General features: G+C 45.1%; 14 protein-coding genes and 1 pseudogene. 7 read left to right on the top strand and 8 right to left on the bottom strand.

Annotated elements, in window-relative coordinates; genetic code table 11:
* The first annotated feature begins 20 nt into the window (after positions 1-20).
* The 3 genes and pseudogenes from J4N42_RS14755 to J4N42_RS14745 all read left to right on the top strand — a co-directional run bounded on the left by J4N42_RS14755 (position 21) and on the right by J4N42_RS14745 (position 2,386).
* Positions 21-521: a chalcone isomerase family protein gene (locus J4N42_RS14755; protein ID WP_252032944.1), complete on the top strand. Its 501-nt coding sequence runs from the start codon at positions 21-23 to the stop codon at positions 519-521.
* Positions 518-1,048 (top strand): annotated as a pseudogene (locus J4N42_RS14750) (DUF3833 domain-containing protein). Before J4N42_RS14755 ends, J4N42_RS14750 begins: the two are co-directional and overlap by 4 nt.
* Positions 1,049-1,333: 285 nt before the next feature.
* Positions 1,334-2,386 carry a TRAP transporter substrate-binding protein gene (locus J4N42_RS14745; RefSeq protein WP_390903587.1) on the top strand — a complete coding sequence of 351 codons (1,053 nt, stop codon included), beginning with the start codon at positions 1,334-1,336 and terminating at the stop codon, positions 2,384-2,386.
* Between the two features lie 90 nt (positions 2,387-2,476).
* On the opposite strand, the gene J4N42_RS14740 is transcribed toward J4N42_RS14745, so the two are convergent.
* The 3 genes from J4N42_RS14740 to J4N42_RS14730 all read right to left on the bottom strand — a co-directional run bounded on the left by J4N42_RS14740 (position 2,477) and on the right by J4N42_RS14730 (position 5,947).
* Complete coding sequence (locus J4N42_RS14740; protein WP_252032941.1) at positions 2,477-3,268, bottom strand: hypothetical protein; 792 nt, start codon at positions 3,266-3,268, stop codon at positions 2,477-2,479.
* 267 nt (positions 3,269-3,535) lie between these two features.
* The gene (locus J4N42_RS14735) at positions 3,536-3,688 is read right to left on the bottom strand and encodes a hypothetical protein (RefSeq protein WP_252032939.1); all 153 of its coding nucleotides are present in this window, start codon (positions 3,686-3,688) and stop codon (positions 3,536-3,538) included.
* A gap of 381 nt (positions 3,689-4,069) precedes the next feature.
* Complete coding sequence (locus J4N42_RS14730; RefSeq protein WP_252032938.1) at positions 4,070-5,947, bottom strand: PhoX family protein; 1,878 nt, start codon at positions 5,945-5,947, stop codon at positions 4,070-4,072.
* Positions 5,948-6,275: 328 nt separating this feature from the next.
* Here J4N42_RS14730 and J4N42_RS14725 point away from each other — a divergent pair, with 328 nt between their 5' ends.
* A complete protein-coding gene (locus tag J4N42_RS14725; protein WP_252032936.1) occupies positions 6,276-6,884 on the top strand; it encodes a toxin-antitoxin system YwqK family antitoxin in 609 nt (202 codons plus the stop codon).
* 88 nt (positions 6,885-6,972) lie between these two features.
* On the opposite strand, the gene J4N42_RS14720 is transcribed toward J4N42_RS14725, so the two are convergent.
* A complete protein-coding gene (locus tag J4N42_RS14720; protein WP_252032934.1) occupies positions 6,973-8,097 on the bottom strand; it encodes a DUF481 domain-containing protein in 1,125 nt (374 codons plus the stop codon).
* A gap of 377 nt (positions 8,098-8,474) precedes the next feature.
* Here J4N42_RS14720 and J4N42_RS14715 point away from each other — a divergent pair, with 377 nt between their 5' ends.
* Positions 8,475-9,035 (top strand): hypothetical protein, encoded by a 561-nt coding sequence (locus J4N42_RS14715; protein ID WP_252032932.1) that lies wholly within the window; start codon positions 8,475-8,477, stop codon positions 9,033-9,035.
* A 3-nt stretch (positions 9,036-9,038) separates the two neighbouring features.
* Here the strand turns inward: J4N42_RS14715 and J4N42_RS14710 are convergent, their stop codons facing one another.
* Positions 9,039-9,509, bottom strand: coding sequence for a GNAT family N-acetyltransferase (locus tag J4N42_RS14710; protein WP_252032931.1), 471 nt, complete (start codon positions 9,507-9,509; stop codon positions 9,039-9,041).
* A gap of 5 nt (positions 9,510-9,514) precedes the next feature.
* Entirely contained in the window at positions 9,515-10,087 is a 573-nt protein-coding gene (locus tag J4N42_RS14705; RefSeq protein ID WP_252032929.1) for a nucleotidyltransferase family protein, read from the bottom strand.
* Between the two features lie 102 nt (positions 10,088-10,189).
* Between J4N42_RS14705 and J4N42_RS14700 the strand changes: the two genes are divergently transcribed.
* Both J4N42_RS14700 and J4N42_RS14695 read left to right on the top strand, forming a co-directional pair.
* Positions 10,190-12,454 (top strand): multiheme c-type cytochrome, encoded by a 2,265-nt coding sequence (locus J4N42_RS14700; protein WP_252032927.1) that lies wholly within the window; start codon positions 10,190-10,192, stop codon positions 12,452-12,454.
* A 71-nt stretch (positions 12,455-12,525) separates the two neighbouring features.
* Positions 12,526-13,095, top strand: a complete 570-nt coding sequence (locus tag J4N42_RS14695; RefSeq protein WP_095664977.1) for a TetR/AcrR family transcriptional regulator — start codon at positions 12,526-12,528, stop codon at positions 13,093-13,095.
* 58 nt (positions 13,096-13,153) lie between these two features.
* On the opposite strand, the gene J4N42_RS14690 is transcribed toward J4N42_RS14695, so the two are convergent.
* Together J4N42_RS14690 and J4N42_RS14685 are read right to left on the bottom strand one after the other, a co-directional pair.
* Complete coding sequence (locus J4N42_RS14690) at positions 13,154-14,656, bottom strand: arylsulfatase (RefSeq protein ID WP_095664976.1); 1,503 nt, start codon at positions 14,654-14,656, stop codon at positions 13,154-13,156.
* Positions 14,657-14,874: 218 nt separating this feature from the next.
* Entirely contained in the window at positions 14,875-16,107 is a 1,233-nt protein-coding gene (locus J4N42_RS14685; protein ID WP_252032925.1) for an anaerobic sulfatase maturase, read from the bottom strand.
* Positions 16,108-16,160: the final 53 nt, after the last annotated feature.

Raw genomic sequence — 16,160 nt, 5'->3', positions numbered from 1 at the left:
GAAACCTTGTGAGGTAAGTTATGCTCAAATGGATCCCCTTAGCACTGTTTAGCTTTAGTCTATTTAGCTCTAGCCTACTTGCCTCCCCTATCAATCACCTGCGCAAAGTCGGTGAAGGTGAAATGCAGTATCTTTTCTGGACACTTTATTCAGCAGAGTTTTATCGCTCCCAGGAAACCGGTAGCCCATCAAGCCAAGCTCTGAAAATCACTTATTTCAAATCCATCTCTCAGCAAGCATTAATCGAAGCCACCCAAGATCAATGGCAGCATTTAGGTTATTCGGTGTCTGACATCAGACAGTGGAGCCAACCTCTGCAAGCAATCTGGCCCAATGTTGAACCCGGAGATGAGCTGACTTTCATCTCAGACGATACTGGGTATGGGCAGTTCTATTTTGAGGACCAAGCGATTGGCACTGTTCAAGACCCTACTTTCTCACAAGCCTTTTTGGATATTTGGTTGTCCGAGCGCACCACTGAACCAGAGCTTCGTCAACAACTACTAGGATTGAATCGATGATCTTCAGAGCATTACTCACGTCATTACTCGCGCTAGGATTGGTAGCCTGCGGCTCCGCTAATTTAGAACATCATCAAAGCACAGAACCTAAACTCAGCTGAGAGCAGTTCTTTAATGGCAAACTCAAAGCGTATGGCATCGTCCTTGATAGACGCGGCAATTTATTAAGGCGCTTCGAAGCGGACTTAGTCGGTGAATGGGAAGGTAATCAAGGAGAATTGAAGGAGTGGTTTAGGTTCGATGACGGAGAGAAAACTACACGAAACTGGCGGCTTACTAAGACAGGGCAAAATACCTTTCAAGGTCAGGCCGAAGACGTGATCGGTATTGCTAAAGGAGAAAGTTCCGGCTCTGCGCTCTACTGGCGCTATCAGCTAGAGGTTCCTGTTGACGACACCATTTACCATATAACTCTCGATGATTGGATGTTCCTTTTCGACGATAAGCGCTTGTTTAATAAAACGGAAATGACCAAATTTGGTTTCAAGGTGGGAGAAATCATTTTGTACATTGAGAAGCTTGATTAGTACTATTTATTTCCGTGATGGGAACATCAACTCTGCAATAATGAACATTCACTAATTCCGTTGCTACTTTTAGATGATCGCTCTGCCATTTCGAACTTAAGCCAGCCAACCCTGCCTGTTATAAGCTTATAAACCACTCACTTCGCTATTGATTCACGGCGCGTATTTTTTAGTTCGATTGACGACTTCTACTTTTCACGTGAATCTACTCTGACCGCGAAGACGGACATTCAATAACCACCACTCAAGGTCAGAGTCATGAAAATAACAAACACACTTCTGCAGATGGTCAAAACCGTATCCATTACCGCAATCACCGTATTATCTTTCTCCGCTCATGCGGCAGACGATAAAGTCTATCGACTAAAGCTTGCGGAAACCTGGGGACCAAACACACCAATCTTAGGTGATGCGACAAAGAATATGGCTAAAATTGCCAACGAAATGTCGAATGGCCGATTGCAAATTCGAGTCGACTCAGCCAACAAGCACAAAGCGCCACTCGGTATCTTCGATATGGTTAAGTCAGGTCAGTACGATCTAGGCCATTCAAGCTCTTACTATTGGAAAGGAAAAGTACCGAATACACTCTATTTCTCATCGATGCCATTTGGCATGGTCACTACCGAACAATATGCGTGGTTTTACCACGGTGGTGGAATGGAGCTAATGCAGGAAGTGTACGCTCCGCATAATTTACTTTCGTTCCCAGGTGGTAACTCCGACATTCAAATGGGTGGTTGGTTTAAAAAGGAAATCAATTCGATTGAAGATCTACAAGGCTTGAAGATGCGTATCCCTGGTTTTGCGGGAGAAGTGTTAGCACGTGTAGGGGCGAAACCAACCAACATTGCACCGGGTGAGCTATATACATCACTTGAGCGCGGTACCATCGATGCGCTAGAGTGGGTTGGCCCAGCTTTCGACCTGCGTATGGGTTTCCAGAAAATTGCTCCATACTACTACACTGCATGGCATGAACCAGGCTCAGAGACTCAGTTTCTAGTTAATAAGCGCACTTGGGAAAAGCTACCAAAAGACCTACAAGTTATTCTGGAAACCTCATTCCGCGTCGCTGCTTTTGACATGTACACTCAGGCTCTAGACGCGAATGCTACCAGTTGGAGCAAAATGAAAGCCGAATACCCAGACATTAAAGTTCGCGATTTCCCACCAGCGGTATTGGCTGAAATGCGTAAAGCAACCGACGAACTGCTGCAAGAGCAAGCGAGCAAAGATCCTCAGGCTCAGAAAATCATCGAGTCGCAAGCTGAATACCTTAAAAAGTCGCGTGCATGGACGGCTATCTCGACAAAAGCTTACCTAGATACTCAGTAAATACGCGCTAACAATCCTATTTCAGAACTAGCCACCAAAAAGAAAAAAGCCTAATGGACGCACCATTAGGCTTTTTTATTCGTTTACGCTCTAAGCCGACTCAGGGATCTCGAGTTTTTGCGCTAAAGGAACCCAGCGCTCAGAATGTTGATAGTCCTCTACCAAATATATCCCTTGGGATAAATCCACAGCAGACTTTAACTCGCCTTGCTCATAATGCTCACATGCCATCATCTGACCACGAGTCAACTGCGCAGGAGTAGGTAGAACTTGCGCGACACATTTTACTTCAAAATTGGCGCTTTTAGAGGTGGCGTGGAAGGCCGTTTCAATCGAATTATCGTTGCGAGTCATCGCTACCGTTTTTTGAATACGCACCTCTTGATACTGCGTAGACACCGACTGGAAGTACTGATTTGTGGTTGCCGTAAGAGCTAGCATAGCGCCTTGGGCGTTTGCCGCTAAATTGTCCGCTGACAAGGTGTCAAACTCGCCTTGCAGTACCGAGTCTAAGTTTTGGTTATTCGCTAATACCAGCCAGTCTTCGACCTGATGTATCGACTTGTCGAGGTGAGCACACTCATTAAGTTCAAGCTGCTGCTTCACCGCTTTGCGGAACTCGGCATTATTTGGCTCAGACATTTCCACAATTCGTTGATAAATCGCACCACCGCTGTATTGATTCTGAGTACGAGCAACCAGCTCAATGATCTCTTCATCTTCACCTAACACGTTGCCGCAAAATACAGTTGTCCCTTGCTCCGCGAACAAACTCGGGTGAATGTGGTGTTTTATGTATTCTTCCCTAACGATGGTTCCGGCTAGCACTAGAACACCGACAGCGCCAGCTGAAGCAATGATCGAAATAAGCGGTTTCTTCATAAATAAGCTCCAGTGGTATTGATAAAAAGGTATTGAATCACAAAGTTATTTTAGCAAATTGATGGATAAAACTTAACCTAAACGGCCTGTTTTCAGTTTTATGACAAAGGATATTTGTAAAAGAGTTTTAGCATTAAAGAATGCTGACTAAGTGCTAGGATTTACAGTGTAATTTCTTGGTTCTCTAGCGTAGAACCCGAGTTGGAAGAATTAAAAAAGGAGCCCATAGGCTCCTTTTTACAATGGCAATATTATGAACTATTGCTACTAAGCTTCTAAGACTTCTTCACCTGACATTTCTGAAATAAGCAGTAGATCTGCTTCATCAAGCTTCATACCTAGCACTGGTAAGCCGTGCTGTACTACCCAGCATGTGAAAAACACACAAATCGCAATTGCCGCTAACACGAATGGAATCATAGCCAAACCTCCTCCTTGGTTATCAACACACGTATCGATAACTTAAAGGTGCGACTTCATCTGTAGCTTGAAGCAAAAGGCCGTTGTAAATACTTTGTTCTTTTACGTTTTCTTGATTCACTCTTAGCGAAAGTCGCTAAGCCTTGTGTCTCTCATTTGCGCTCAGTTTATTCGTATTACACTGGGAGTTTACTTGTGGCTGACACCTTTAGGTTATTGGGATACTCTTTCAATATAGTGTTACCGTACGTTCCTAGCAACTACATTTAGTGCCTAACAGTCATAAGATCACAGTTTTTATGCTCACTTGCGCATAATTATCCCATAAAAAGTAAAAAAGGGGCCGAAGCCCCCTGAGTAGTGCGAGATTGAGTTAGGTCGTTATGCGCCGATCACGCCACCATCTTCACGAGTAATCGCCATGATGGTCGAGCGAGGCTTACTGCTTCCGCCATCTGGGAAGTGCGATGGCGCACCTTTTTCTCCCGGGTGCTGAACGCCAACAAACATGGTTTTGTAGTCCGCCGAGAAAGTCAGGCCTGTGATTTCACACGCTATTGGGCCCGTTAAGAAACGACGAACTTCACCTGTAACCGGGTCGCCACACAGCATTTGGTTATTTCCTTGACCAGCAAAGTCGCCTTTGTTGGAGTAATTACCGTCCGTTTGGATCCACAAACGTCCTGCTTTATCAAAGCCAATGCCATCTGGGCTATTAAACATGTTGTCTGCCGTAATGTTTTCACTGCCTGCGTACAGGTTGTCTTTGTGTACCGTTGGGTTACCCGCAATCAGATAGAGATCCCACTCAAACGTATCACCAATGTGGCTTCCTTTGCTCGGCACCCAGCGCACTATCTGACCATAATGGTTTTCTTTACGTGGGTTTGGGCCACCTACAGGCTGGTTATCTTTCACACCACGGTTTTTATTGTTGGTTAACGTACAGAAAACGTGCTGATTGTCTGGGTGAACAGCAACCCACTCAGGTCGATCCATGGTAGTAGCGCCGACTTGGGTAGCTGCGCGACGAGCAAAAATCATCACTTCTGCTTGGTCATTAAAGCCGTTTTCTTTAGTCAGACCATTCTTGCCATGTGTCAGTTCAACCCACTGACCACTCCCTTTTAGCTCTTCATCGTCCATATCGAACTTCGCAACATACAAGGTGCCTTCTTCAAGTAGATTACGATTCGCTGCATCGTTACCCGGTTGGTACTTGTTCTTGGAAACGAATTTATATAAGTGTTCACCGCGTTCATCATCACCGAGGTAAACAACGATATGACCGCTATCGTCAATCAGTAAGGCTGCATTTTCATGTTTGAAACGGCCAAGTGCAGTACGCTTTAGCGGCGTCGAAGTTGGGTCATTTGGATCAATTTCCACAACCCAGCCAAATCGGTGTGGCTCGTTAGGGTGTTTAGCCACGTCAAAACGCTCATCAGTATCGTGCCACTGGTAGCTGCTTTTCGACGCTACAATGCCATAACGCTTATGGTCGTCAGAAACTGTCGCACTACCACTAGTGCCAAAGTAGCCGTTAAAGTTCTCTTCACACGTCAGGTAAGTGCCCCATGGCGTCTGGCCGTTGGCACAGTTGTTAAACGTGCCGAGTGGCTTCATGCCTTGTGGGTCGAGTTTGGTTTTCATCAAGTCATGACCCGCCGCTGGCCCTGTCAACATCATTTCGGTGCTGGCAGTAATGCGTCGGTTGCGTTTCCCCGCTTTGTCTAGCTTCCACTGCGAGCCGGACCTCACGATCTCAAACACCGTTACACCATGAGCGGCTTGAGCTTTTAATACATCGTCTTTGGTCATCGCGTTGCCACCATGATCAAATAGGTATTCATAGTTGGTGTATTCGTTATTCACCGCAATAACAGCGCGATTGTCGCTGATCGGGAAAAGGCTCATACCATCGGTATTGTCACCAAACTGGCTCAATTGAGCTTGTGAGTCTTGCTTACCACTTTGGTCAAACTCTGGTGCGTTCGGGAAAATAGGGTCACCCCAAGATAACAGTGGTGTTGCTTTGTATCCTTTCGGGACGATCAATGCGTCTGCGGTTGAAGCCGGTACGGCTTCAAAGTTAAGCAGTTTACTAGGTTGTTGCGCTGCAAACGCTTTAGTAATTGGGTTAAGCGAAAGAAATGCACCGGCGCTGACGGCGGCAGTTCCGGCTAGAAAGCGACGACGAGAGAGTCTCGCCTCGATCATTTGGCTGAACTCTGAATCTTTATCATCACGATTCCACATTGCTGACTCCTTGCTCGAGTAGTTTTTATAATTTCGCCGCAATGGTAGGAGAGAAAAATGACACTCTTGTTAACTATTTGTTTCCATTAGATAACAATTTTCATCATTTAAAGAATTTAGGAATGAATCTCTCATCTCGAATAAATAGGTACATAATTTCATTGAGTTAGAGCGTTACAAAGCCGAACTATGAGCGTTTCTAGCACGAAAAGTTCCTTCTATTTCTGCAAGCTTTGACTACCGAATTGACTAAAGACAGCCTCCGCTCACGGTGCGATGCTGATTAGCACAGTCCCATTGTGAGTCGTCCAATAACAGAGGTGTCATTATGAAAAAATACGTTCCACTGCTGATCGCACTCAGTGCTGTATCTGGAATGACCTATGCGTCGCCACAGGAAGAAGCGGTCGATTACCTACAACTACGTAAAGGCGTCGCCTACCAAGTTAACCACCAACAACCCTATACGGGGCAATTTGAACGCAAGTATGACAACGGTCAGATTGCAACAAAAGCTCAGTTTTCAGACGGGCTAGAACTTGGCGTTGAAACCAATTGGTACCCTAACGGCCAAATCGCATCTAAGGTCAACTACGCCAAAGGCAAGCTTAATGGTAAATCAGAAGCTTGGTATCCAAATGGGGAGAAAAAAGCCTCCCTCAGCTACGAAAACGACAAGTTAGACGGCCCAGCAGAACGTTGGTATCCGAACGGCGAGAAACTACTTTCTGGCAACTATGATAATGGCTTAGAAGATGGCGTTTTCACCCGCTACTACAACAACGGTGAAAAGGCGTCTCAAGCTACTTTTGACGACGGAAAGATGAGCGATGGGAAACTCACCCACTGGAATCGCCAAGGCGAAAAGGTAGAGCAACTAACATTTAAGGGGAATGAAGTCGTCTCGCAACAAGTATGGGCACCAAAGCAAGGTTAAACACCCTACTCATAACAACGTCAAATCATAAAAAAACGCTCAGCGATGGCTGAGCGTTTTTCTTTATCAATGAGCATTTAGCATCGCGCTAAATCTCGTAGGTCACACCAAAGTTAAGTTTGTAATCGTCCTTTTCTGGCGCAATACCCGCTTCATCAGCTTTCGGCTCAGAAACATGATCCCATACAAATTTCACGCTGAAATCGAGGTCTTCAATAACTTCCAGGTCAAGGCCAAGATTGTTGATATGCCTGACACCACCAGCCGCATTACTCGCCCAACTCATATCATAAGTATGAGTGAAGTCGAGATCAGAGGTGATTTCATATTCTAAATTCGAAGAGAACAGCACAGTCGGGCTGCTTTCACTTTGTGAGTCTTCTTCTTGAACCGTATCGAATCGCGTGTACTGGTAACCCGGACCGAGTGATACATCCCACTCTAAATCAGATTGTGTCACTACGAAATAACCGATCTGCATAGATGCATTGACTTGGTAATCAATGTTCTGGAATTCATCACTGGATACTGTCAGCTTAATTGGCCTAAAAAAGAGCTGATTCTTTAAGTAAATATCGTACGAACCATCCGCCATATGGCTGTTTGCGGTTTTCTCGCCAGATGACTCAGTGACGTTACCACTGTATTTCAACAAAGTGCGCGAATACACAGTGGTACGCTCGGCATTGAACTCAGCAGTCACCGAAAGTTCATCCGTATTACCTTTACTGAAATTTGCCCCTAGGAAAATGTCGCTACTCCAGCGTTCCAGTTCATTGGTTGTGAGATTATGTATTGTGACCACTTGACCCGTTGGCACAATCTTAGTCTGCTCGCCGTCAATAATCGTCAGCTTGTCATCTTCGATTCTTAGGTAACCCTCGTAAGTTTCACCATTGGCTAAGCGAATTCGAAACTTACTCGCGGTTTGTAAGATTGCGATATCTTCCAAATCGATTTCTTGGTCACCGAGGTCATCACTATCAAACTCAATAGTTTGATCGTACGAGTTATGATCTTCCTTAACCGATCCGGTAAAACTGCCAATCAAGACTTCTCCCGATTTAAGTTGTAACCATCCTTCATCATGATCAATGTTCACCGTTTTAGAGATTGGCTCTAACTCTAACTTTTCTTGGTCAACAACATCTGCGCTAAACGCTGGTACTGAGATCACACTCAACACCAATGGAGACAATGTTCTAATCTTCATTTTGAGGAAAAACCCGCCCTAAGGTTACAAATAAACCGTTCACTTTGTGAGCGCGAAGTGTACTCATGCTAGCGAATCGCTTTTCGAATTTTGTGCAAAAAGTAAGTCAGGATAGTATCAATTTGTAAGAATAGCCCTACACAGCCATGGCACCGATAATCCACACTTACAGTACGAAACCTTTCCTAACTTGTTGTTTAGTATATAACTAGAAAGATATCAGACAACTTCCTCTTACCTTACACTGGCGATTAAATTTCAGCCATAAACGTAAGAAATTTTACCAACCATTTACAATCTATGACGAGTTACTGACTCGCTGCTATTCATAGGATTTACAGTAACGGCCTATCGAATTTAGCTCGAAAGGCCTTACTATGAACAAATTATTGCCAGTACTTTCATTGTCTTTTCTTGTAGCTCTATCTGCTGCATTTGCCAATGAGCCCGAAACCAATAGCAATATGGAAATTCGCTCTGAAGCGTTAAAAGATAGTGAAGCAGCAATGGAAGCTACCACTCAAATCAATCAACGAGTGAGCGAACTTCAGATCCAACTTAGCCACATCAAAAAACAGGCGTTTGAACAAAACCCTCAACTAGTGCAAGAAACCGATGAAGCCAACAAAAAGCTGGATATTGTGGCAAAAGAAATAGGTTATGACCCTCAAGGCTTCGAACAAGAGCTATCCAACGCTCGCAATGAGTTAGCGGATGAGAACATCACTGAAGAGAAACGTCAGGAAATATACCGCGATTTGCAACAAGAACAGATCGAACAAACCGAAAAGCGCGCCGAGTTCTTACAAACACCAGAAGTACTGCAGACCCAACAAGACCTGCAGTTCAAAGTGTTTGAAGAAATGAAAAAAGTCGAGCCAAAAACCGAAGAACTGATTCAAGAACTGCAAATGCTGCTTAATTCTATGGACTCGTAAGGCTTAAACTAAGCAGCGCATGATATGTTGTGGCCCTACGGGGCCACCTAAATACAACTCTTTTGTATCAACAAAACCACTTTTCAGATAGCACGAGTAAGCCGCAACATTACGACAGTTCACTGTGAGCATTAGCTGTTCCACACCTTGGTAATGACGTTTAACAAACTGCGGTAACTGCTGTAGTGCTTTTTTAGCAATACCTTGTCCTTGAAACCGCTGATCAATCAATAATGAACGGATACCCCACCCTGTGTTCGGACAAAACGAATAACTGCGGTGGTAAGCCGCATCCAGCAAAAAGAAGCCTACGACTTGCTCCTCGTGTAAAACAACGTGCGGCAACTCATTGGGTTTGATTTCCTGTAGAGCCAACGCAATATCACTTACAGTAAACGCCTGCTGCTCGGCCCGCACCTTTAACTGTTTAACTTGCTCTTCCCATTGGCTTGCGTACGCAGCTATTTCAACCATTACCGTTATCCCTGCTTGGATTGCTCATTTTGCGCCACCACTTTCAACTTCGGCCAGTGAGTCAGCCAACCTTTACTCGTCACGCGCTCAATGAAAAGGCTCTCAGACCTTTTAGGGTTGTGAGTCAGCTCTAATGCCCACAGGCTCTCCCAGCCAAAGGCAGCCAGACATTCATATTCACCGTCATCTCTCTTGCGTATGGCCACTGCCGTTTCTTTCTCAACCCAATGACTCATGGCATCTAGGCTTGATGAATAGGGTTTGTCGTTATTTCTCACGTGCATCCATGCCTGATTTCGCACCTGCCAGTTCAACTCTGGCATCATCTTAGTCAACCTATGCTCATACTCTCGGAGCAACTGCTGATCCGTTTCTTGGCCGTCAAAGTAGATGACATCAACATCATTTAGCGCGGTAGACTTTTCATAACCATGTAAGTGATCCCACACTAAATTACGCACAAAACCAGCTGCAATATAGCATTGAGGGAGCATGAGAGAATAGACACACTCGAGCGCTTTCACCCTCATGTCATCACGTTCGACAAGTTGAACAACCATAATCGGATTCGACGCCATACAGATCCAAATTTAAGATAAAAAAACCATATAAAACAATATGGTGTCTATAATCATAGTCATACGAAGCAGAGACTTCGAATCAAATGAATAAGGACATTCATGAACACGTCACTGGCTAAGACTTTATCCATTATAACGCTGTATATAATTGCAGCTATCTTTTCCTCTGCCCATGCAAGCCAATTTGTTGGAAGCAATGCCTGTGCCGACTGCCACCAAGAAGCTTTCCAAGCCTGGCAAGGTTCTCACCATCAGCAGGCAATGCAGCACGCTACTGCCAAAACAGTACTGGGTGACTTCAATGATGCTAAGTTCGAGTTTGAAGGTAGCGTCAACCGCTTCTTCACACTGAATGATCAGTTCTTGGTCAACATACAAGGGCCAGATGGACAATGGCATGACTACCAAATCAAATACACTTTTGGCGTCACCCCACTTCAGCAATATATGGTTGAGTTCGAGGATGGTAGAGTCCAACTGATTCCTTTTGCGTGGGACTCAAGGCCAGAAAACCAAGGTGGACAGCGATGGTTCCACCTCTACCCGAACATGCCCCCCAAAGATGAATTTTATTGGACTAACACAGGTCAAAATTGGAATTTCATGTGTGCGGATTGCCACTCGACCAACCTTGAAAAAAACTATAGTGCTGACACAAACACTTATAAAACAACGTGGTCTGAAATCAGTGTCGGCTGCGAGGCATGCCATGGTGCTGGGCAAGCTCACCTTGACTGGGCCAACTCAAATCAACCATCACAAGCGCACTTTGGCTTCGAACGTGATCTATCAAAAGCGGTAAAAGAATGGGTTATTAAAGAAGGCAGTTCAACCGCTCAACCTCTTGATATTGAAGATACCGATCAATTGGCGGTGTGCGCGCAATGCCATAGCCGACGAGTTCAGCTTAGCGAAAGTAACGATCATGTCTCCGGCAATTTTCTAGACCGCTACTTGCTCAGTACTATTACCCCTGAGTTGTATCATCATGATGGTCAGATATATGACGAGGACTACGTCTACGGCTCATTTCTGCAGTCAAAAATGGCAGAAAAAGGAGTCAGTTGTACCAATTGTCACGACCCGCACAATGCAAAATTGAAAATACCAGAGGAAACGGTCTGCGCTCAGTGCCACTCTCCGCAAGAGTACGGCTCAGATAAGCACACTTTCCACTTACCCAACAGCGAGGCATCAAAGTGCACGACGTGTCACATGCCGGAAACGACTTATATGCAAGTTGACCCCCGACGTGACCATAGTTGGCAAATCCCAAGGCCCGATCTTTCTATGAACATCGGTACACCGAACGTTTGTACGAGCTGTCACGAGGATAAAACCGATCAATGGGCCAATAGTGCTTTGGAGAAATGGTTTCCAAACTCAGAGCATCGAAACCCACGACACTTTTCGCTCGCCTTTTATGCCTCGGCCATCAATCACAATAGTGCCGGAAATGCATTGTCATATGTTGCCCAGAACTCAGGGGAAAGTCCCATTATTCGAGCCTCAGCATTACAACGCATAGCCAACCATCCAGGACAAAATAGCCTAGTGGCATTAGCGCGAGCAACGAAACACCAGAACGAGCTCATTAGGTTAGGCGCGGTTCAAGGAGCAATCAACTATCCTTTCGATCAGAAATGGCAGCTATTGGCGCCTTTACTGGAGGATTCTGTTTATGCTGTTCGGACAGAAGCGGCAGGTGCTTTAGCCAAACATTGGCAATCCATGACAATAGCTCAGAAACAGCGTATTGAGCCGGCACTTGAAGAGTATTTAAGTATTCAGATTTATAACAGCGATAGAGGCTTTGGAAGAACCAATCTTGGCAACGTCTATCGCGCACAAGGAAAGCTTGATAAAGCCATTACGTCTTACACCTCTGCTATAGAAATTGAACCCTACTACCCTAACAGCTATATCAACTTAGCCGATTTATACAAGTCAGCGGGAAAAGAGGAATTGGCGTTAAACGTACTCAAGCAAGGACTCAATGCTCAACCTTCATCTGGAGTATTCATGTACTCCATCGGACTATCTTTGATACGGCAGAAGAACAAGAGTGAGGCCATCAGCTACTTTAAGCAAGCCACAGTCGCTGAGCCTGAGAACGCACAATACTGGCTGGTTTATGGGCTTTCACTAGAGCAATCGAGCCTGACGCAAGCTGATTCCGCACTTGCCAAAGCTTACAGCCTAAGCCAAGACCCAAATCATCTATATGCACGCTGCGATCTACAAGTTAGGCACAAGTTGAAAACCGCACAAGCCTGCATCAATAAGCTTGCACCTTTCGCCCCCGACAACGTGATTTCTCAGCTGAAGGCTAAGTTACATTCACCTTCAAATGTGGTTAAGTGAAATTACTTGTCGTCACTAGACCAAGCGGTTGGTATACTATCTAGACTATGTTATGTAGAGAGTAACAACCAATGAAAGATATGCGTCAAGCCATGTTGGATGCTGGCTTCAAGCTGATTAATGAACATGGGTTTGCCGGTGTTGGGCTTATGAAGATCATCAACGAGGCAGAAGGTACCAAAGGTTCTTTTTACCACTACTTCAAATCAAAAGAGCATTTTGGCGAAATCCTACTTGGGGATTACTTCGATAATCACTTATCGATATTAGATGGTTACTTAAGTGATGAGACAATGACTCGCCAACAAAGAGTAATTGAGTACTTCACGTTCTGGAGCGACTCCAAGCTAACGGACGACTTTCAAATTCAGTGCTTAGTCGTCAAACTGGCAGGTGAGATTTCAGGCACTTCCAACCAAATGCAGTCCACAATGTCGGAGGGTGCCGAGAAAATCATCCAGCGAATGGCAGATCTGTTTATTGAAGGAAATGAAGATGACGACTTTAATATCGCCGATCCTAAAGCGCTGTCTCGCACACTTTATGGTCTATGGCTTGGTTCTACCCTCATGGCGGCAATGCAAAGAAATCGCGCGATTCTAGATACGGCCATGCAAGAAACGATTTCCTCGATTAGCTAGACTCGCTCCCATATAGCAAAGGGCCCGCGATGCGGGCCCTTTTCGTTGGTGCTTTAGGTTAGTTACCAACACCACCATTATTTGTAGCTGGCATTTCCGGAGTGAGAGGCGGCCACTCTTTAAAGGTCGCTAAGTGTTGCTGCACTGCTGCCTGAGCAGGACCAAATGCCCACATTTTTTGCCCCATCCACTTTAGGTACATCCCAGACTCTTCCGCTGCCCTTTCGTAAGGGTCTCGGCGAAGGTTAAAGAGCAAAGGTGCATTTAACTCTTCTTTTGGTCCACTCCATCCATGATTCTGAACCACAAAGTGAGCTTTCCAATCACCAACACGAACCGCCTGAAGTTTGTCACGCTCATAATAGAAAATTTCATTTCGATTCGATTGGCTATCTTTCGTGAGCATATCTAATTGGTTGTAACCATCAAGGTGGGCTTTGAAGCCATCGTGGCCTTTCAGTAGTTTTTCTTTGAGGTCGGTAGGGCCACCCGCTGCTGCGACTAGCGTTGGTAACCAATCCATGCCATCAAATATGCCATTGTTCACAGAGCCTGCTGGGATTTTGTCTGGCCAGCTAACTAAAGCCGGTGCTCTAACGCCCCCTTCCCAAGTGGTCCCTTTCTCACCGTGGAATGGTGTCATACCGCCATCAGGCCACGTCATGATCTCAGGGCCGTTATCCGCGGTGAAAATCACGATAGTATTGTCTGCTACCCCGAGCTCTTCTAGCTTGGCAAACATCTCCCCTACATGGTCATCGAGATCTTTCATGACCACTTCTTGCAGCCCCCAACCATTTTTTCCAAGCATGGCTTCATACTCTGGCGACAAATGCGTCCACACATGGCCTCTCGAAGGGCAATACCACGTAAAGAAAGGTTTATCGGCCTTAACCGCTCTTTCAATGAAGTCGATAGCGTGCTTATTCACTTCATCATCAAGGGTTCTCATTCGTTCAATCGTCAGTGGACCATCATCTTTAATGGTTTGCTTCCCTTTGCCATCAGATTTTGCATGAATCACGTTACGAGGCGCAAACTTCTGAAACGCAGGATCCGTAGGCCAATCAGGGTCTTCAGTGTATTCCATGGCATTTAGGTGATATAGCCAACCCCAGTACTCATCAAAACCGTGCATAGTAGGTAGAAATTCGTCTCTGTCACCAAGATGGTTCTTACCAAACTGGCCAGTCACATAGCCCATCGTTTTCAATATCTCAGGTAACGTTGGAGTATCCGCATGCAGACCTACCGGCCCTCCAGGCAAGCCAACGGTGTGCATACCGGTTCGCACAGGAAACTGCCCGGTTAGAAAAGCAGAACGCCCAGCGGTACAAGACGGCTGAGCGTAATAATCCGTTAGCATCATTCCATTTTCTGCGATGCTATCTATATTTGGAGTTTGGCTGCTCATCACCCCATTGTGATAAGCACTGACGTTAGAAATACCAATATCATCAGTAAAGATGACAAAAATATTTGGCTGCTCTTGGGCTGCAGCGCTGAAAGCCGACCAAGTAGCCAAAACACTCAATATAAGAAGGTGAAACATCCTTTTCATATGTCGTCCTCATTCAATTTCTTGTTATAAGAACCTCGATGTGCCATACCCCTTCTAGAACACTTCATCTAGCTATTGATTAGCTTTCGGGTACCAGCTTGATGCGAGGTTGATGTAACAACGAGCCAAAGCACGTTGAATTTTCATACAGTTACTCTCGTGTATTTCGATTTAAGCTTAGTCGACAAAGAAAGATAAACAAGTTGCATAGGTAAGAATTATTTCTCACTTAAGGCATTGATACCATTAACAGTAAGTAGAGCTCGAATGGTCGGATCCACATGCTTAAAGAACTTAAGCCAGCCAGTGCATAAGTAGTTCAAACCGTCTTCACCATCACGAGACTTAATAATACGATTCTTAGGACACTCACCATGGCAGGCAAACTTAAACTCACATTGTACGCATTGCTTTGGCAGTGATTTTTGTTTACCAAACCCAAAAGCCTGTTGGCGGGAGGAAAAGGCCATACTTGCTAGATTCGTTTTAAGGATATTGCCGATTCGGAACTCTGGATACACATAATGATCACACGAGTACACATCACCATTAGGCTCCACAGCTAACCCTTTTCCACAGATATCACTCAAAGTACACATCGTACTTGGCTTACCCATCCACATACCGATGACGTTTTCAAAGTAAGGAATGAAGACCTTGCCAAAGTCGAGCTCGAACCATTGGTCAAAAATAGTAGAGAGAAACACTCCCCACTGGTGAGAATCTACGCTCCATGATTCGACCGGCCCAGATACAGGAATGATCGCTTTGCTCGCATGTAGCCATTTATTGTTCGTGGAGCTAGAGCGTTTATCTACTACTGGGATGAATTGAATCTGTTTCGATCCAACCTCATCACGTAAAAACTGATAAACCTCAAGCGGGTGCCGCCCTGTCACATCATTAACACATGTGAGTGTGGCAAACGAAACGTCATGAGATTTCAAAAGCTCAATGCCGTTCATGGTTTTCGCAAACGTCCCTTTACCCGCTCGGTTTTTTCGGTAGTGGTTATGTAAATGCTCAGGGCCATCGATGCTCACGCCAACAATAAAATCATGACGCTTAAAAAACTGACACCATTCGTCATTCAATAGCGTTCCATTTGTCTGCAGGTCGTTACTGATCTTGCTATGTTCCGGACAATATTTTTGCTGAAACTCGACGACTTTTTTGAAATAAGATAATCCCAACATAGTGGGTTCCCCACCATGCCAAGAGAAGACAATTTCAGGTGTGTTTTGGCCCTCAATGTATTGTTTGATATACGCTTCAAGCATCTCTTCGTCCATAATATATGGCTCCCCTTTTGGGTATGCTAGAAGCTGTTGTTTGTCGAGGTAGTAGCAGTAAGTACAATTTATATTGCACACCGCACCAATGGGTTTCGCGAGAGCCTGAAGCTTACTGTGTGCTTTGCCATTAAACTGAGGAACAGAGAGAGTTGTCATAGATAACGCCTTAACTTTTCAGTCACAAGAACGTCCTTTTATGATTGAGGGGA

This window comes from Vibrio sp. SCSIO 43135, from assembly GCF_023716665.1.
GTDB lineage: Bacteria > Pseudomonadota > Gammaproteobacteria > Enterobacterales > Vibrionaceae > Vibrio > Vibrio paucivorans.
This window is presented reverse-complemented; position numbering and strand designations above follow the sequence as displayed.